Below are 18,073 nucleotides of genomic sequence, written 5' to 3'. Positions count from 1 at the left end.
GTTTAGCGAATGAACAGCTTCTGAATCAGTTTCTGAATCGATGTGCCGTAGGGCGGGTATATCAGCCGGGCCGCGTTGAAGCGCTGTTTGATCAGCACGCCCTTGGCCTTGCTGAAGGTCAGGAAACCTTCGTGGCCGTGGTAATGGCCCATGCCCGAGGGGCCGATGCCACCGAAGGGCATATCGTCCTGAGCGACATGCAACAAGGTGTCGTTCAGGCATACGCCGCCGGAATGGGTCTCGTGCAGTACGCGGTGCTGTTCGCGTTTGTCGTAGCCAAAGTAGTAAAGAGCCAGAGGACGAGGCCGCTGATTGATGTAAGCGAATGCCTGCTCCAGATCGCGATAAGGCACGATCGGCAGCAACGGGCCGAAAATCTCGTCCTGCATCACGGTCATCTCATCGCTGACATTGAGCAGCACGCTGTGCGGCATGCGTCGGCCCTGGCCTTGTTCGAACAGCGGGATCAGCAGCGCGCCCTTGCTGGTCGCGTCGCTGACGTAACCGTTCAGTCGGGCCAACTGGCGTTCGTTGATGATCGCGGTGTAGTCGGCGTTGTCGGCCAGGGTCGGGTAGAAGCCTTTCACAGCCTGACGATAGGCCTCGACGAAAGCGCCGACGCGGTCTTCCGGCACCAGCACATAGTCGGGCGCGACGCAGGTCTGCCCGGCATTGAGAGTTTTGCCAAAAGCGATGCGTTCGGCGGCGTCCTTGAGCGGTACGTCTGTGGAGACGATGGCCGGCGACTTGCCGCCCAGTTCCAGGGTGACCGGCGTGAGGTTTTCCGCTGCAGCGCGCATGACGTGTTTGCCGACGCTGGTGGAACCGGTGAACAGCAAGTGATCGAAAGGCAGGCGTGAGAACGCCACGCCGACATCCGCTTCGCCCAGCACTACACAAACCAGGTCTTCGGGAAAGATCCGCGCGAGCAACTCTTTGAGCAACAGGCCGGTGGCCGGGGTCGATTCGCTGAGCTTGAGCATCACCCGATTGCCCGCTGCCAGGGCGCCGACCATCGGCCCCACGGCCAGATACAGCGGGTAGTTCCACGGCACGATCACACCGACCACGCCCAGCGGCTGGTAAACCACCTTTGCCGAAGCAGGCTGGAAGGCCATGCCGACCTTGCGCCGCGATGGCTTCATCCAGTTCTTCAGATGACGGCTGGCGTAGTGAATGCCGTGCAGGCTCGGCATCAGTTCGGCGAGCAGGGTTTCGTCGGCGCTGCGGTGACTGAAATCGGCGCTGATCGCGTCGATCAATGTCTGCCGTTCAGCGCTGAGCAGATCGCGCAAAGCCTTGAGCCATTGCTGACGTTGTGCGGCCGGCGGCATCGGGTTGGCGGCGTACGCGGCCCGTTGTGCCTGGAACTGCCGATCGAGGGTTTCAAGAGGCTGTTGCAGGGTTTGCAGGTAGGCAATGTCGGCAGTCATCGCGGGCTCCGGATTTTATTGTAATGGGCACTTTTTAGAGTCTAAGCTCTAGAAAGTCAAACGACTTCCGTGCACGGCAAGGTTTTATCCATTTCCGGTTAGGTCGTAAGATGCGCCGTCTACGCACTCTGAATTAAAGCTCAAGCCATGGCCCCACGAATAAAAACCAGCGAGCGCATCGTTCAGAACAGCCTGGAGCTGTTCAATCAGCAGGGCGAGCGCAGCGTCAGCACCAACCACATCGCCGCGCACATGGAGATTTCTCCGGGCAACCTGTACTACCACTTCCCCAACAAGCAGGCGATCATCGCCGTGTTGTTCAGTGAGTACGAAGCCCTGGTGGACAGCTTTTTGCGTCCGCCTCAGGGTCGCCCGGCGACCGTCGAGGACAAGCGTTTCTATCTCAAGGAACTGCTCTCGGCCATGTGGCGCTACCGTTTCCTGCATCGTGACCTTGAGCATCTGCTCGACAGCGATGCGGAACTGGCCGCGCGCTATCGGCGCTTTTCCCAGCGCTGCGTGATCCAGGGCGCAGCGATCTACGAAGGCTTCGTCGCCGCCGGCATCCTGAAAATGGACCGTGTGCAGATCGAATCGCTGACCCTCAATGCGTGGATCATCCTGACCTCGTGGGTGCGTTTTCTGTGCACCACCCGGGAAAACTCCAACCACCTCAGCGAACAGGCCGTGAAGCGTGGCGTGTATCAGGTGCTGGTGCTTGAGGCAGGGTTTGTCACCGATCAGGCGCGGGATGAAGTCAACGCATTGTTCGACGAGTTCTACGTGCCGCTGGCGCAGGCCCTTGAAGACGTGAAATAAACCGTTCAGCCGAATTCCCCAGGAGCCCGTTATGTCGATTGCGCAGTTGATCAGCCCACAAGCTTTGGACGCTCGCAAAGAGCAGCCAGGGCTGGTGATTCTCGATTGTCGTTTCGCCCTCGAAGATCCGGATTACGGCCAGCGCAGCTACGCCGAAGGGCATATTGCCGGGGCGAGTTTCGCCGATCTGGAACGGGATCTGAGCGGTAAAGTCGAGAAGGGCGTGACCGGACGTCATCCGTTGCCCGAGCCGGCGGTGTTGATCGAGCGCCTGCAAGCCTGGGGGATCAGCAACGACAGCGATGTGGTTTTGTACGACGACGGCCCTGGTGCGTATGCGGCGCGGGCGTGGTGGTTGCTGGCATGGCTGGGCAAGCGCGACGGCGTGTTCATTCTCGATGGCGGGCTCAAGGCCTGGCACGCGGCCGGCCTGCCGCTGAGCCTGGATCCGCCGAGCATGACCCCGGGCCACTTCAGCGGTCAGCCGGACATGAGCCTGCTGCTCAGCGCCGAGCAACTGCAACAACGCCTCGGCCAGCCAACGCTGACCCTGCTCGACGCCCGCGCCTTGCCGCGCTTCAAGGGCGAAGTGGAACCGATCGATCCGGTGGCTGGACATATTCCCGGCGCGCAGTGTGCGGCGTTCACCGACAACCTCGGCAGTGATGGACGTTTTCTGCCGGCGGAGCAGCTCAAGCAGCGCTTTGCCGCGAAATTGGGTGATCGCTCACCGTCGGAACTGGTCGCGTATTGCGGCTCGGGAGTGACGGCGTGTCACAACCTGTTCGCACTGTGCCTGGCTGGGTATCCGCTGGGGGCGCTGTATGCCGGATCGTGGAGCGAGTGGATCAACGAACCGTCGCGCGGGATTGCCACGGGCGAATAAACCCAGCGATCTCTCTGTAGGAGTGAGCCTGCTCGCGATGGCGGTGTGTCTGTGAGTTAAATGCCACCTGACTCACCGCTTTCGCGAGCAGGATCGCTCCCACATTGAACCAGGTTGTGCCATGCATTTTCATGCCGACACAAATCCCTGTGGGAGCGAGCCTGCTCGCGAAGGCGTCCTGTCAGGCATTGAATTTCCAGACTGACACACCGCCATCGCGAGCAGGCTCACTCCTGCAAGGGATATGCGGCGTTCATTGACCGAGTGCGGCCAGCCATTGTGGTATGCGCCGCTCCAGGTAATACCCGGGCCGGCGAAACGAGCCGTCGACGAAGCCGACATGACCGCCACGCGCCTGCAATTCGAACTGGGTGCAGGCTGACAACTCATCGGCTTGCGGCAGGCTGTGGGGAAATACGAACGGATCATCCGCTGCCTGAATGATCAGCGTCGGCGTGCGGATTTCGCCGAGGTAATAGCGGCTCGAGGCGCGGCGGTAGTAATCCTCGGCATCGGTGAAACCATGCAGCGGCGCGGTGATCCGGCCGTCGAAATCCCAGAACGTACGCATGTTTTCCAGCGAGCCGAGCGCGGCCAGTTTCGCCAGCCCGTCTTCGCGCCCGTCATGCTGGAACTGGCGCTGCTTGTTCTTGATGTAGGCGACCATTTCGCGCATGAAATGCGCCTGATAAACCCGCGAAAATCCCTGGCCAATCCGGTCTGCGCACTGGTCGAGCCTGAACGGCACCGACACCGCCACAGCGCCGAGCACGCCGCTGTTGCTGCCGGTTTCGCCAAGATGTTTGAGCAGCACGTTGCCGCCCAGTGAATAGCCGACCGCGTACAACGGCGCCAACGGTCGTTTGGCGCGCAGGTGCTGGATGGCTTCGGCAAGGTCTTCGCTGGCGCCGGAGTGGTAGCTGCGCGGCAACAGATTCGGCTCGCCGGAACAACCGCGCCAGTTCAGCGCGACGCTGGCCCAGCCCTGCTCGGCCAAGGCCTTTTGAATGCCCGCCACATAGGGCGAATTGGAAGAGCCGGTCAAACCGTGCAGCACCAGTACCAACGGCGCCTTGGCGCTGTGCGGGCCGTGCCAGTCGAGGTCGAGGAAGTCGCCGTCCTCGAGCCACAGGCGTTCGCGTTCGCGCTCGATGTGCACGGTCTTGCGCCACAGCGGACCCCACAGGGTTTGCAGATGCGGATTGCCGAGGCCGAAGGCCGGAACGAAACGCGAGGCGGGAAGCGGGGACGGTGATTGCACGGCAAATCTCGACAGGTCTTGCGTAAAGCGACCGGCGCACAGGGCGGGCTGTCGCTTCTCAACGAAAGCGCCTAACTTGCCACAAAGCCCGGGTCGGCGCGACACATGTCCTCTTCAGCCTGACCGATCGGCGCAACCTCCGGTCCAGGCAGTGGCTGTTGCTCGACACTGGGGCCGACCGTAACCGACACCCAGCGATCAACAGACAAGTGACGGCTCATAGCGAGTTTGATGTCGTCCACCGTCAGCTTCTGCACTTGTTGCATCGTGTAATCCAGATCGAGCGGCAAGTCGTAGCGGTTGATCTCCACGAGTCTGGCCAGAATGTGCCGGTTGCTGGCGCTGGTGAGCACATTTCTGTTGGCCAGCCTGCGCTTGAGGTGCTCGAGTTCCGGGGCGGTCGGCCCTTGCCGAAGAAAATCATTGAGCATCGAGCGCACCAAAGCGACGGTGCTGTCGCTCATGGAGCTACCGGTCTGCAAGGTGACGGTCAGCAACCCGGCGCCACCAGCCCAATTGACGCTGGCGCCATACACGTCATAAACCTGTCCGCGCTTGTGCCGCAGTTCATTCATCAACCGACTGTTGCTGCCTCCGGCGAGAATCTGACTGGCGGCGTACAAGGCGGGGTGATCGGCATGTCGTCGCGGCACGCTGATTTGGGCAAAGGCAATGTGGGTCTGCAGTTGATTCAGTTCCAGGTGACTGGACTGGACGTTTCCGGGCGTTGCTATTGCTGAAGACACCAGCGCGTCAGGAGGCTTGGGCAGGGCATTACTGATCTGCAGGCTGATCGCTTGTGCCTGGTCCAGAGTGAGGTCGCCGACCAGGGTGATTTGCGCATGTCGGGCAGCGTAATAGCGGCGATGGAAATCCTCCACGGCGGCCCGGGTCACGGCATTGAGGCCCCATTGCGTGCCATAGACCGGAAGGCTGTAGGGGCTGTCCGGCGCAAGCAGTGCCTTGATGCTCTGCGAGGCCAGACCCGCGGCATCGCCTTGCTCTGCGATGAGCGCGGCGCGCAGTTCGTCTGTCACTGGCGGCAAGCGCTGGGCGCTGAGCGATGGCTCGCTGAATATTCGCGTCAACAGATCCATCGCCGGTAGGCGCTTGGCCGGATCGCTGAGGCTGCGCAGGGAGAACACGGCGCGGTCGTGATCGATGTCCATTTCCCATTGCGCGCCGAGCCCGTCGAAGGTTTCGACGATGGCGGACAAATCCTTGCCGGGGATACCTTCATTGAGCATGGAAAAGGTCGTGGCAGCCAGGCCCGGCAGGCTACCGTCGCGGGCGCTGCCTGCGGCGAAGCTGACGTGAATATCGAACATCGGCAGATCGCTCGTGCGCACGAACAGCACCTTGGTGCCGGTCAGGGTTTTCCAGCCCCTGATCTGCAATGCGCGCGGCTTGATTTCCAGCGCCTGGACTTCGCTGAGCGATTGCAGGCGCGATGTCCGCGCTTGTTCAGGCTGACCATCAGCGCAAGCCGCCGCAGCCGACAGCCACATCAGGATCAATCCCGTGCGCCTTGAGAATCTGCTCATCGGACGTCCACCTTGCGCACGTGGGCAACGCTGAGACGCTCGGGGGTCAGCCACGTGGCGGCCACTTCGCGGATCTGTTGCGGCGTCACTTTCGCCAATGCAGCGGCATCTTCATCGAGTATTCCCCAAGGCAAGCCGATGGCCTGGAACCTGGCCAGCTGACGCGCCTGTTCCTGAATCGAATCGCGGGCATACACCTGCTGCGCAATCAGTTGCGTGCGTGCCCGCTCGAGCTCTTCCGGCGACGGTGGTGTGGTGCGCAACGTTTCGATCTGCTCCCACACCCGCGCTTGCGCACCTTCAAGATCGGTCAGCGGCGGATCGGCCAGCTCGGCAGTCAACAGCAGCAGGCTGTCGCCGCGCGTCCGTTCGTCGTAGTGAGTGTCGACACGATTGAGAACGCGGTCGGTGAAAATCAGTTTCTTTTGCAGGCGCGCGCCATGTGCGCCGCCGAGTATCGCGTTGATCAGGCGCAGGGCGTGCACGGTGTGCAGGTCTTTGGCCGTGGCCAGTCCGGGCAGATTGAAAGCCATCAGCAACCGCTCTGCTGGGACATTGCGCTGCAAGGTCAGTTTGCGCTCGCCCGGCACTTTCAGCTCCAGGGGCCGTAACAGGCGCGGCACGGGACGATTTGCGAGCGCGCCAAAATAGCGCTCGGCCAGCGGCTGCACGTGTGCGAGCGTGACATCGCCGACGATCACCAGTACGGCGTTGCCCGGCGCATAACGGCTTTGATACCAATGGCGAAGTTCCTCGGCGTCCACGTGCTGCAGGTCGTGCATCCAGCCGATGACTGGCGTGCGATAGCTGTTGGCGACATGCGCCTGGCTGGTGAAATGTTCCAGCACAGCGGCGTCGACATCGTCGTCGATGCGCAGCTGGCGCTCTTCGCGGATGACTGCCAGTTCGGTTTTCAGGTCGTCGACGTGCAAATCAGCAGTCGTCATCAGGTCGGCCATCAGCTCGAAAACCACGCCCAGATAGCGCGGCGACAAGGTCTGGTAGTAGCCGGTGACGTCCTCGGCGGTGAAGGCATTTTCTTCGGCACCCAGGGATTCCAAAAGACGCGAAGCCTCACCGGCGCAGGTCTTGCGGCTGCCTTTGTAGAGCATGTGTTCAAGAACGTGCGATAGCCCGGCTTGCCCCGGCGCCTCGTCTGCCGAGCCGACCTTGAACCACAAATGCGAAGTGACCAGCGGCGCACGGTGATCCTCGCGCACCAGTACCTGCAAACCGTTTTCCAGGGTGAATTGATGAGTCGGCGGGGGCGTGGCGGCCAGCGTCATGAACGGCGCGAGGCCAAGAAAAAGCAGCATCCGGCTGCAGAGCGTATCCATACGCGAAATCCTCAGTGGTTAACGCAGATTGCGGCAACCACTGTGGCGGACTGCGAGGCACTGGGTGCGGTAACTATCTACCGCACGCTAGAGCGCAGAGCGGATGGTTCAGGCGCTGCGCTGCCACAACGCGTAATACACACGACCGGATTTCTGTTCGCGGTGCAGGCGCCAGTTGCCCGGCAGGCCCAGCGTCGATGGCGCTGTTTCGCTTTCCGTGTAGATCCACGAATCGGCCGCCAGCCATTGGCGCTCTTCCAGCAAAGTACAAACCGCTGGCAACAGGTTCTGGTTGAACGGCGGGTCGAGGAACACCAGATCGAACGGCGTCGCGGCCTGGGTTTCCAGGTAGCGCAGCGCGTCGGCGGTTTGTACTTGGCCGTTGCTGCAACGCAAGGTGCCGAGGTGTTCCTTCAGACTGGAAACCGCAACGTTGCTGGCGTCCAGCGCCTGGGCCGTGGCCGCGCCTCGGGACAGCGCTTCGAGAAACAGCGCGCCGCTGCCGGCGAACGGGTCGAGCACTTTCGCCCCTTCGACATAGGGCGCGAGCCAGTTGAACAGGGTTTCACGCACGCGATCCGGGGTCGGGCGCAGGCCCGGTGCGTCGGGGAAGCTCAGCTTGCGGCTGCGCCACTGGCCGCCAATGATGCGCAGCTGATTGACGCCGTTGTGCACGTTTTGCACGGGTTTTTTCGGTGCTCGAGTGGCCATTAATGCTCCGGAACCCCGAGCGGTTGCTCGGCAGGTTTATCAGATGGGGCCGGTAACGGCTTTTGCGGCACGGTCGGGCCAGCGGTGACGATGACCATTTTCTCCGTGCTCAGGTGTTTGTTCAGCGCATCACGGACCTGCTCCACGGTCAGGCTCTGCGACTGCCGCATGAAATCGTCGAGATAGCTCAGCGGCAGATTGTAGAAGCCCATGGCGCCCAGTTGGCCAACGATGTCGGCGTTGCTCGCGGTGGACAGCGGGAAGCTGCCGGCCAGTTCGCGCTTGGCATCGTCGAGTTCTTTCTGTGTCGGCCCGGTTTTCAGGTAGTCGGCGAGCACGTCCTGCACCAGCTTCAGGGTTCCTTCGCTCATCTCGGCGCGGGTCTGCAGGTTAATCATGAACGGGCCACGGGCCTGCATCGGGCTGAACGCCGAATACACGCCGTAGGTCAGGCCGCGCTTCTCGCGCACTTCGCTCATCAGGCGCGTACCGAAACCACCGCCGCCGAGGATCTGATTGCCCAGCGACAGCGCGGCGTAATCCGGATCATCGCGATCAATGCCCAGTTGCGCGAGCATCAGGTTGGTCTGTTTCGACGGAAACTCGATGTGGTTGACACTGGCCTTCGGCTCCTGCGGCGCAGCGATCTTCGCCAGCGCCGGACCTTTCGGCAGGGCCGAGGAAACCTGATTGGCAATCGCCTCGGCTTCGGCTCGCGACAAATCACCAACCAGCGCAATCACCGCATTGCCGGCGGCGTAGGCCTTGGCATGGAACTCGCGCAATTGCGCGACGGTGATCTTCGGCACGCTTTGGGCATTGCCATCGCTGGAATGCGCGTACGGGTGATCGCCATACAGACGCTTCATCAGCTCCAGGCTGGCGAGTTTGCCGGGGTTCTGTTTCTGGTATTCGAAACCGGCGAGCAGTTGGTTCTTGATGCGCGCGAAGGAATCGGCGGGGAAGGTCGGTTTGCCGACCACATCGGCGAACAGCTTCAACGCCGGTTCACGCTGCTCAGGTGCGCTCAGGCTGCGCAGCGAGGCCAGCGCCATGTCCTTGAACGCACCGTTGCCGAAGTCGGCCCCAAGGCCTTCAAAACCCTGGGCGATAGCGCCGACGTCTTTGCCGGCGATGCCTTCGTTGAGCATGGCGTTGGTCAGCACCGCGAGGCCGGGCGCGTTGCCGTCCTGGCTGCTGCCAGCGGCGAAGATCAGACGCATGTCGAACATCGGCAGCTCATGCGCTTCGACGAACAGCACTTTGGCGCCTTCAGCGGTGTTCCAGGTCTGCACGTCGAGCTTGCGGCTGGCCGGGGCCTTGCCGTCGAGTTCGGCCAGCGATTGCAGTTTCTGGCTGGTTTTGGCGTTATCCAGGGCTTCGCTGGCGTGGCTGTCAGCGCCGGGCGACAGATACACGGCCGCCGAGCCGATCACCGCGACAGCAATCAGGCCAAGCAGCATCAGGCGTGGGGTTTTGCGCTCACTCATGAGTCGTCTCCAAAGGCAGGACGTGGGCGACGCTGAGACGTTCGCGGGTGAAATACTTTTTCGCGGCGTTCTGGATGTCTTGCGGGGTCACGCTTTCCAGATCGGCCAGTTCGGTGTCCATCAGCTTCCACGACAGACCGACCGTTTCCAGTTGACCGATCGCGGTGGCCTGGCTGGTGATCGAATCGCGCTCATAGACCAGGCCGGCGATGACTTGAGCGCGGACGCGTTCCAGCTCTTCGGCAGACGGCGCGGTGGTTTTCAGTTGCTCAAGCAGTTTCCACAAGCCGGCTTCGGCCTGGGCGATGGTCTTTTTCTTCTGCGTATTTGGCGTGGCCGACAGGGTGAACAGGCTGTCGCCACGGGTGTAGGCGTCATAGTCCGACGAGCCGCCGGAGACCAGCTCTTCGCCACGTTCCAGTTGGGTCGGGATGCGTCCGCTGTAGCCGCCGTCGAGCAGCGCGGAGATCAGGCGCAGGGCGTTGACCGAGCGTTTGTCTTCAGCGGTAGCAATGCTCGGCACGTTGAAGCCAAGCATCAGGCTCGGCAGTTGGGTCTGCACGCGCAGGGTGATCTGACGTTCGCCGGGCTCGGCCAGTTCCAGCGGTTTTTTCGCCGGTGGCACATCGCGTTTGGCGACCGGGCCGAAGTAGCGCTGGGCGAGGGTTTTCACTTCGTCTGGAGTGACGTCACCGACCACCACCAGCGTAGCGTTGTTCGGCGCGTACCAGGATTGGTACCAGTGACGCAGTTCCTCGACTTTCATGCGGTCCAGGTCAGCCATCCAGCCGATGGTCGGCGTGTGGTAACCGCTGGCCGGGTAGGCCATGGCCTTGTAGCGCTCATACGCCTTGGACATCGGCTTGTCATCGGTGCGCAGGCGACGCTCTTCCTTGATGACTTCGATTTCCTTGGCGAACTCGTCGGCCGGCAGGCGCAGATTGGCCATGCGGTCTGCTTCCAGCTCAAACGCCACGCCGAGACGATCGCGGGCCAGCACCTGATAGTAAGCGGTGAAGTCGTCGCTGGTGAACGCGTTCTCTTCGGCGCCGAGGTCGCGCAGGATCAGCGAGGCTTCGCCGGGGCCGACTTTTTCGCTGCCCTTGAACATCATGTGCTCAAGCGCGTGGGACAGACCGGTCTGCCCCGGAGTTTCGTAGCTGGAGCCGACCTTGTACCAGATCTGCGAAACGACCACCGGCGCACGATGGTCTTCGCGCACGACGACCTTGAGGCCGTTGTCGAGGGTGAATTCATGGGTCGGTTGCGGGTCGGCCGCCAGGGCCGAAAGGGGCAGGCAGACTGCGCTGAGCAGCAGGCCAGCAGCGCGGCGGGCTAGAGCATTCATTCGTTTTTCAACCTGTTGGGCTGCCCGCTTGGTCTTAGCGTCGGCGGGCGAGAGGTAGGGCGTGTCATTGATCATTACCAGTACCGCGCCGGCGCCTGATAGTGTGCAGGGCAAGGCGCGAGGAGTGTGGTTTGGTTGTTCCAAATAAACTCCGAGCAACGCAGCCCTGCACACTATCAGGCCCGGCCCTCCGGGTGGCGCCTGAAAACGGGCCATACTGCGTTGCAGTCCTTGGCAAGGAAAGCACATTCCCTGCGGCCTGCGCCTTGTCTGGCCCGTTTTCAGGCGGCCACGCGGTACTGGTAATGATCAATGACACGCCCTAGGATACTGATCCGTTTTACTGGCGGCCACGCCTATCAGGCTTCAGGGTTTGATAAGGCTGTATAGGTTTGCGGCGAAAAGCTGTGTTTTCCCCACTAAACTCCGCGTTTTCGCCGATCTTTGCCGGTTTAGATCAACGTTAATACGATCCTTGAGGTGCCTTCGGTGCCTCGACAAAATGTTGCGCGTGAACAAGCTGGGTGAAACACAGTCTGTTCTGCATCGAATATTTATTTGCCGGGGCGCCCTGTTGGCGCGTCGCTACCGTGAGATAGCCGTCCTCCATGTTTGGTTCCAACGACGACAAGAAGAGCCCAGCTGCGGCTGGCGAGAAGAAAAGCCTGTTCGGATGGCTGCGGAAGAAACCGCAGGAACCCGTCGTCGAACAGCCGCCCGCGATTCCTGAGCCGGCCCCCGCGCCTGCACCTGTAATAGAAGAAGAGCCGGCGCCGATTGTGCTGCCGATCGCCGAGCCGGTGCTGCAACCGGAGGCTGAAGCCGAGCCGGAAGCGCCCGCCGCTCCCGAACTGCCGCTGACGCCCGCCGCCGAGCCTTGGCTGACCTTGCCGGTGGCAGAAGAGCCGGTGGCCCTGGTTGAAGAAGCGGCGCCACATGTGACGCCAGTGATTCCTGCGCCGGTTGCCGAGGTGCCTGCGCAGCCTGTGCCTGAACCGGTTGTCGAGCCTGCGCCGGTCATTTCTGAACCCGCCGCCCCGGTTGTCCCGCCGTCGGAGCCTGCGCCGATTGCCGCTGCGCCGGTTGTCGCTCCGGTCGCTCCGGTCGTGCCGGTCGAAGTCCCTGTAGAAGCGCCAGTCGAAACCCCGCGCACCGAAGAAACCAAAGCCGGTTTCTTCGCCCGCCTCAAGCAAGGCCTGTCGAAGACCAGCGCCAGCATCGGCGAGGGCATGGCCAGCCTGTTCCTCGGGCGCAAGACCATCGACGATGACCTGCTCGACGACCTCGAAACCCGTCTGCTCACCGCCGACGTCGGCGTTGAAGCCACCACGCAGATCATCCAGCGCCTGACCCAGAAGGTTGCACGCAAGGAACTGGCAGACGCCGACGCCCTGTACAAATCCCTGCAGGCCGAACTGGCCGCAATGCTCAAACCGGTCGAACAACCGCTGAAAATCGCCTCGCAGAACAAGCCGTTCGTGATTCTGGTGGTCGGCGTCAACGGCGCCGGCAAAACCACCACCATCGGCAAACTGGCGAAGAAGCTGCAACTGGAAGGCAAGAAAGTCATGCTCGCCGCTGGTGACACCTTCCGTGCTGCGGCGGTAGAGCAATTGCAGGTCTGGGGCGAGCGCAACAAGATTCCGGTGATCGCTCAGCACACCGGCGCCGATTCCGCTTCGGTGATCTTCGACGCCGTGCAAGCGGCCAAGGCCCGTGGCATCGATGTGCTGATCGCTGACACCGCCGGTCGCCTGCACACCAAAGACAACCTGATGGAAGAGCTGAAAAAGGTTCGCCGGGTGATCGGCAAGCTCGATGCCGACGCGCCGCATGAAGTGCTGTTGGTGCTCGACGCCGGCACTGGCCAGAACGCGATCAACCAGGCCAAGCAGTTCAACCAGACCGTCGAACTGACCGGCCTGGCGCTGACCAAGCTCGACGGCACCGCCAAGGGCGGGGTGATTTTCGCCCTGGCCAAGCAGTTCGGCCTGCCGATCCGCTACATCGGCGTCGGTGAGGGCATCGACGATTTGCGTACCTTTGAAGCCGAACCCTTTGTCCAGGCACTGTTTGCCGAGCGGGAGCGTTCATGATTCGTTTCGAACAGGTCGGTAAACGCTACCCGAACGGTCACGTCGGCCTGCATGAGCTGAGCTTTCGAGTCCGTCGTGGCGAGTTCTTGTTTGTCACCGGCCACTCCGGTGCCGGTAAATCCACGCTGTTGCGCCTTCTACTTGCAATGGAACGGCCGACCAGCGGCAAGCTGCTGCTTGCCGGGCAAGACCTGAGCACCATCAGCAACGCGCAGATTCCGTTCCTTCGCCGACAGATCGGCGTGGTGTTCCAGAATCACCAGTTGCTGTTCGATCGCACGGTGTTCAACAACGTCGCCTTGCCGCTGCAGATTCTCGGCCTGTCCAAGGTCGAGATCGCCAAGCGCGTCGATTCGGCGCTGGAACGCGTGGCGCTGTCGGACAAATCCGATCTGTACCCGGGCGATCTGTCCACCGGTCAGCAACAGCGCGTCGGCATTGCCCGCGCCATCGTCCATCGCCCGGCCTTGCTGCTGGCGGACGAACCGACCGGTAACCTCGACCCGCGTCTGGCCGCCGAAATCATGGGCGTGTTCGAAGACATCAACCGTTTGGGCACCAGCGTACTGATCGCCAGTCACGACCTGGCACTGATCGCGCGCATGCGTCATCGCATGCTGACCCTGCAACGCGGCCGCCTGATCGGCGACGGGGAGGCCGGGGTATGAGTGCGACACGCAGTCCGAAGGTTTCCGAGCGCGTGGCCCCGAAGGCCGCCGATCCGCAACCGCAGAAAAAGAAAAAGCACGACGATGACGACGGCCCGGACTTCGCCACGCTGTTTCGCGCCTGGATCGAAAGCCATCGCGCCAGCCTGCTCGACAGTCTGCGCCGTCTCGGCAAACAGCCGATCGGCAGCTTCTTCACCTGCATGGTGATGGCCGTGGCGTTGAGTCTGCCGATGGGGCTGTCGCTGTTGCTCAACAATGTTGAGCGTCTTGGCGGTTCCTGGCAGCGCGCGGCGCAGATTTCCCTGTACCTGCAACTCGACGCCAGCCCGGAGCAGGGTGAAGCGCTGCGTGAGCAGATCAAAGGCATGCCCGGCGTGGCCGATGCCGAATATGTCGGCCGCGATCAGGCGCTGGAAGAGTTCCAGCAGCAATCCGGCCTGGGCGAAGCCCTGCGTGAGCTGCCTGACAACCCGTTGCCGGGTGTGGTGCTGGTGACACCGAACGAAGTCGACAAGCCGACACTCGAAGCATTAAGACAAAAACTTTCCGAGCTGCCGAAGGTACAACAGGCGCAACTTGATCTAGTCTGGGTCGAGCGTCTGGCCGCCATCCTCAAGCTTGGCGACCGCTTTGTCTTCGGTCTGACGGTGTTGTTGGTGTCTGCATTACTTTTGGTGATAGGCAATACCATTCGTCTTCATATTGAAAACCGCCGCACCGAGATAGAAGTGATTAAACTCGTCGGCGGCACTGACAGTTATGTGCGCCGCCCTTTCCTTTATATGGGCGCGTTGTATGGCTTCGGTGCAGGGCTGTTGTCCTGGGGCGTATTGGCGTTCGGCCTCAACTGGCTGAACGATGCGGTGGTCGGACTGGCCGGCTTGTACGGCAGTGATTTCGCCCTGGCCGGTGTGCCAGTGGCCGACGGTCTGTCGCTCTTGCTTGGCGCGGTGCTGTTGGGTTATATCGGTGCATGGATTGCAGTCGCACGTCATCTCAGGGAGCTGGCGCCGAAGTAGAATCTTTTTTGCGCGTGATTGACCTTGCGGTTTTTATGGGAACTTGTAACTGAGTTCCCGGTCAATTTTTCGCAGTGCCGAGAGGCACGAGTATGTGAGTGGGAGGTTTTTTCGTATGACCAATTCTTTGCAACCTGCGTATGCGTTGGTTCCGGGTGCGAACCTGGAAGCCTACGTGCACACCGTCAACAGCATTCCATTGCTGACGCCGGAGCAGGAGCGTGAACTGGCCGAGAGTCTCTACTATGAGCAGGATTTGGGGGCGGCTCGGCAGATGGTGCTCGCCCACCTGCGTTTTGTCGTACACATTGCCCGTAGCTATTCCGGCTACGGTCTGGCTCAGGCTGACCTGATCCAGGAAGGTAACGTTGGCCTGATGAAGGCCGTCAAGCGTTTCAACCCGGAAATGGGTGTGCGTCTGGTGTCGTTCGCCGTGCACTGGATCAAGGCGGAAATTCACGAGTTCATCCTGCGCAACTGGCGCATTGTGAAAGTCGCGACCACCAAGGCCCAGCGCAAGCTGTTCTTCAACCTGCGCAGCCAGAAGAAGCGCCTGGCGTGGCTGAATAACGAGGAAGTCCACCGTGTGGCGGAAAGCCTTGGCGTCGAACCACGTGAAGTGCGCGAGATGGAAAGTCGTCTGACCGGTCACGACATGGCCTTCGACCCGGCTGCCGAAGCCGACGACGACAGTGCTTTCCAGTCTCCGGCCAACTACCTGGAAGACCACCGGTACGACCCGGCGCGTCAACTGGAAGATGCCGACTGGAGCGACAACTCGAACACCAACCTGCACGAAGCACTGGAAGTGCTGGACGAACGCAGCCGTGACATCCTCTACCAGCGCTGGCTGGCGGAAGAGAAAGCCACGCTGCACGATCTGGCGCAGAAGTACAACGTGTCGGCCGAGCGAATCCGTCAGCTCGAAAAGAGCGCGATGAACAAGCTCAAGTTGTCGATCGCCGCTTAACTGGCGAATCCGCAATAAAAAACGCCCCGATCAGCGATGATCGGGGCGTTTTCATTTCTGTTTCAACACAAATCCCTGTGGGAGCGAGCCTGCTCGCGAAAGCGGTTTATCAGTGCCATCAATGCAAGCTGACACACCGCTTTCGCGAGCAGGCTCGCTCCCACATTGGAGTTTCGGTGTTATTCAGCCCAAGGCGCCCGCCGCGAATCGTTCAGCCCGAGCAAGTAACTGTCCCCGCCCAACTGACTCATCTGCTGCCGAATCCACCCAGCCCGGCGCGATACATAACCGGTCGGATGGCTGGCGCTCCACACCCGTGGATTGGGCAGTACGGCAGCCAGATAACTCGCCTGCTGGCGCGACAACGACTTCGCGCTCACACCAAAGTGGTGGCGGGCCGCCGCTTCAGCGCCAAATACGCCGTCATCCCACTCGACGCTGTTCAGGTACACCTCGAGAATTCGCTGCTTGGGCCAGAACACCTCGATCAGCGCGGTAAACCACGCTTCCAGGCCTTTGCGCAGATAACTGCGGCCCGACCAGAGAAAGAGGTTTTTCGACACCTGTTGGCTCAAGGTGCTGGCACCGCGAATCGAACCGCCCAGTTCGTTGTGGGCCAGAGCAGCCTGAATCGCGCGCAGATCGAAGCCCCAGTGCTCGGGGAATTTCTGGTCTTCGCCGGCAATTACCGCCACTTTCAGGTCATCGGAGATATCGTTCCACGGTTTCCAGGTGCGCTGCAGGTCAATCGGCTCGCCGTCGACCCAGGATTCGACCTTGCGCTCGACCATCAACGCCGTGCCCGGCGGTGGCACGAAGCGAAACACCAGCACCAGCAAGACACTGCCGCCGGCGAACCAGAGCAGGGCCTTCGTGAGACGACGGAAAATTGAACGCAGCATAGAGATGGCTTGGCCGAACCCGTGGAGCGGGCCATTATACAGACCCTGCCGATCGCGTCTGACTGGAGTTCCCCATGCTGCGTGGCTTTTTGATGCTGGCCGCTTTTTTCGGTTTCACCGGTGTTGCGCTGGGCGCGTTTGCCGCCCACGGCCTGAAAAACCGCCTGACCCCGGAATACCTGGCGGTCTTCCACACTGGCGTCACCTACCAATTGGTGCACACACTCGCACTGTTCGGCGTTGCGCTGCTGGCCACGCAGATTCCAGGGCGGCTGGTCACTTGGGCCGGCGTGTCCTTCACCGTCGGCATTGTGTTGTTCTCCGGCAGTCTGTATCTGCTGACCACCACCGGCATCAGCAAGCTCGGCATCATTACCCCTTTTGGTGGCCTCGCGTTTCTCATCGGTTGGGTTTGCCTCGGCCTCGCCGCCTGGCGCTTGCAGCTAACCGCTTGACGCTTGGTACTGACCTTTAGGTCATGATCGGGCTAGAATGCCAGCCCCTAAAAATGATGGCGGCGTTGTGCATGCGCATTCAGTTGAACGGTGAGTCCTTTGAACTGCCCGACGGTGAAACCGTTGCGGACCTGATCACCCGTCTGGATCTGACCGGACGTCGGGTGGCGGTCGAGCTCAATCTGGACATCGTCCCGCGCAGCCAGCATGCCGACACCACGTTGAACGACGGCGACAACGTCGAAGTGGTCCACGCCATCGGCGGCGGCTGATTGTCCCGGCCCGCAAGGGCACAGAATTCTGCAAGACCCTCACCCTTAAAGAGGATTCCCCATGAGCATCGTTCGTAGCGACAAGCCTTTTGTGCTGGCCGGTCGTACTTACCAGTCGCGTTTGCTGGTCGGTACCGGCAAGTACCGTGACATGGAAGAAACCCGCCAGGCCATCGAAGCCTCGGGTGCCGAAATCGTCACCTTCGCCGTGCGCCGCACCAACCTGGGCCAGATCGAAGGCGAGCCGAACCTGCTCGAAGTGCTGTCGCCAGATCGCTACACCTTCCTGCCGAACACCGCCGGTTGCTACGACGCTATCGAAGCCGTGCGCACCTGCCGCTTGGCGCGTGAGCTGCTCGATGGCCACAATCTGGTGAAGCTGGAAGTGCTGGCCGACCAGAAAACCCTGTTCCCCAACGTGATCGAAACCCTCAAGGCCGCCGAAACCCTGGTCAAGGAAGGCTTCGACGTGATGGTCTACACCAGCGATGACCCGATTATCGCTCGCCAGTTGGCGGAAATCGGCTGCATCGCCGTGATGCCGCTGGCCGGTCTGATCGGCTCCGGTCTGGGCATCTGCAATCCGTACAACCTGCAGATCATCCTCGAAGAAGCCAGGATCCCGGTGCTGGTGGATGCCGGTGTCGGTACCGCTTCCGACGCGACCATCGCCATGGAACTGGGTTGCGACGCCGTACTGATGAACTCGGCCATCGCCCACGCCCAGCAACCGGTCATGATGGCGCAAGCCATGCAGCACGCCATCGTTGCCGGTCGCCTGGCGTACCTCGCCGGTCGCATGCCGAAAAAACTCTATGCCAGCGCCTCTTCGCCGCTGGATGGTCTGATCAAGTAAGAG

17 protein-coding genes are annotated in these 18,073 nt (G+C 61.5%); 9 read left to right on the top strand and 8 right to left on the bottom strand.

The genetic code is table 11. From position 1 onward, the window contains the following. Nucleotides 1-2: 2 nt before the first annotated feature. Nucleotides 3-1,433: a coniferyl aldehyde dehydrogenase gene (locus tag FEE99_RS02260; RefSeq protein ID WP_041476831.1), complete on the bottom strand. Its 1,431-nt coding sequence runs from the start codon at nt 1,431-1,433 to the stop codon at nt 3-5. A gap of 147 nt (nt 1,434-1,580) precedes the next feature. Here FEE99_RS02260 and FEE99_RS02255 point away from each other — a divergent pair, with 147 nt between their 5' ends. Beyond that, nucleotides 1,581-2,252 carry a TetR/AcrR family transcriptional regulator gene (locus FEE99_RS02255; protein WP_016772708.1) on the top strand — a complete coding sequence of 224 codons (672 nt, stop codon included), beginning with the start codon at nt 1,581-1,583 and terminating at the stop codon, nt 2,250-2,252. Nucleotides 2,253-2,283: 31 nt separating this feature from the next. Beyond that, entirely contained in the window at nt 2,284-3,138 is an 855-nt protein-coding gene (locus FEE99_RS02250) for a sulfurtransferase (protein WP_041476830.1), read from the top strand. A gap of 253 nt (nt 3,139-3,391) precedes the next feature. Here the strand turns inward: FEE99_RS02250 and FEE99_RS02245 are convergent, their stop codons facing one another. The 6 genes from FEE99_RS02245 to FEE99_RS02220 all read right to left on the bottom strand — a co-directional run bounded on the left by FEE99_RS02245 (nt 3,392) and on the right by FEE99_RS02220 (nt 10,829). After that, nucleotides 3,392-4,399 (bottom strand): hydrolase, encoded by a 1,008-nt coding sequence (locus tag FEE99_RS02245; protein WP_041476829.1) that lies wholly within the window; start codon nt 4,397-4,399, stop codon nt 3,392-3,394. A 71-nt stretch (nt 4,400-4,470) separates the two neighbouring features. Then, nucleotides 4,471-5,943, bottom strand: a complete 1,473-nt coding sequence (locus FEE99_RS02240) for a M16 family metallopeptidase (RefSeq protein ID WP_041476828.1) — start codon at nt 5,941-5,943, stop codon at nt 4,471-4,473. Beyond that, nucleotides 5,940-7,280, bottom strand: a complete 1,341-nt coding sequence (locus tag FEE99_RS02235) for a M16 family metallopeptidase (RefSeq protein WP_041476827.1) — start codon at nt 7,278-7,280, stop codon at nt 5,940-5,942. Before FEE99_RS02235 ends, FEE99_RS02240 begins: the two co-directional genes overlap by 4 nt. 108 nt (nt 7,281-7,388) lie before the next feature. Further along, nucleotides 7,389-7,991: a 16S rRNA (guanine(966)-N(2))-methyltransferase RsmD gene (gene rsmD / locus FEE99_RS02230; RefSeq protein WP_041476826.1), complete on the bottom strand. Its 603-nt coding sequence runs from the start codon at nt 7,989-7,991 to the stop codon at nt 7,389-7,391. Beyond that, nucleotides 7,991-9,481: a M16 family metallopeptidase gene (locus tag FEE99_RS02225; RefSeq protein ID WP_041476825.1), complete on the bottom strand. Its 1,491-nt coding sequence runs from the start codon at nt 9,479-9,481 to the stop codon at nt 7,991-7,993. Before FEE99_RS02225 ends, rsmD begins: the two co-directional genes overlap by 1 nt. After that, nucleotides 9,474-10,829, bottom strand: a complete 1,356-nt coding sequence (locus FEE99_RS02220; protein ID WP_041476824.1) for a M16 family metallopeptidase — start codon at nt 10,827-10,829, stop codon at nt 9,474-9,476. The genes FEE99_RS02225 and FEE99_RS02220 overlap by 8 nt, the downstream gene beginning before the upstream one ends. Before the next feature lie 608 nt (nt 10,830-11,437). Between FEE99_RS02220 and ftsY the strand changes: the two genes are divergently transcribed. From ftsY to rpoH, 4 genes are all read left to right on the top strand, one after another. Further along, a complete protein-coding gene (gene ftsY / locus FEE99_RS02215) occupies nt 11,438-12,925 on the top strand; it encodes a signal recognition particle-docking protein FtsY (protein WP_041476823.1) in 1,488 nt (495 codons plus the stop codon). Beyond that, a complete protein-coding gene (ftsE, locus tag FEE99_RS02210; RefSeq protein WP_016772715.1) occupies nt 12,922-13,593 on the top strand; it encodes a cell division ATP-binding protein FtsE in 672 nt (223 codons plus the stop codon). The genes ftsY and ftsE overlap by 4 nt, the downstream gene beginning before the upstream one ends. Next, nucleotides 13,590-14,615 carry a permease-like cell division protein FtsX gene (ftsX, locus tag FEE99_RS02205; RefSeq protein WP_016772716.1) on the top strand — a complete coding sequence of 342 codons (1,026 nt, stop codon included), beginning with the start codon at nt 13,590-13,592 and terminating at the stop codon, nt 14,613-14,615. Before ftsE ends, ftsX begins: the two co-directional genes overlap by 4 nt. 115 nt (nt 14,616-14,730) lie before the next feature. Beyond that, a complete protein-coding gene (gene rpoH / locus FEE99_RS02200; RefSeq protein ID WP_016772717.1) occupies nt 14,731-15,585 on the top strand; it encodes an RNA polymerase sigma factor RpoH in 855 nt (284 codons plus the stop codon). Nucleotides 15,586-15,764: 179 nt separating this feature from the next. On the opposite strand, the gene mtgA is transcribed toward rpoH, so the two are convergent. Next, the gene (gene mtgA / locus FEE99_RS02195; protein WP_041476822.1) at nt 15,765-16,487 is read right to left on the bottom strand and encodes a monofunctional biosynthetic peptidoglycan transglycosylase; all 723 of its coding nucleotides are present in this window, start codon (nt 16,485-16,487) and stop codon (nt 15,765-15,767) included. Nucleotides 16,488-16,561: 74 nt separating this feature from the next. Here mtgA and FEE99_RS02190 point away from each other — a divergent pair, with 74 nt between their 5' ends. The 3 genes from FEE99_RS02190 to FEE99_RS02180 all read left to right on the top strand — a co-directional run bounded on the left by FEE99_RS02190 (nt 16,562) and on the right by FEE99_RS02180 (nt 18,070). Continuing rightward, entirely contained in the window at nt 16,562-16,942 is a 381-nt protein-coding gene (locus FEE99_RS02190) for a DUF423 domain-containing protein (RefSeq protein WP_041476821.1), read from the top strand. Between the two features lie 71 nt (nt 16,943-17,013). Further along, nucleotides 17,014-17,214 carry a sulfur carrier protein ThiS gene (gene thiS / locus FEE99_RS02185; protein WP_052392133.1) on the top strand — a complete coding sequence of 67 codons (201 nt, stop codon included), beginning with the start codon at nt 17,014-17,016 and terminating at the stop codon, nt 17,212-17,214. Between the two features lie 61 nt (nt 17,215-17,275). Further along, complete coding sequence (locus FEE99_RS02180) at nt 17,276-18,070, top strand: thiazole synthase (RefSeq protein ID WP_041476820.1); 795 nt, start codon at nt 17,276-17,278, stop codon at nt 18,068-18,070. The last annotated feature ends 3 nt before the right edge of the window (nt 18,071-18,073 follow it).

This window comes from Pseudomonas sp. ef1 (genome assembly GCF_007293365.2).
GTDB classification, from domain to species: Bacteria; Pseudomonadota; Gammaproteobacteria; order Pseudomonadales; family Pseudomonadaceae; genus Aquipseudomonas; species Aquipseudomonas siliginis.
This window is presented reverse-complemented; position numbering and strand designations above follow the sequence as displayed.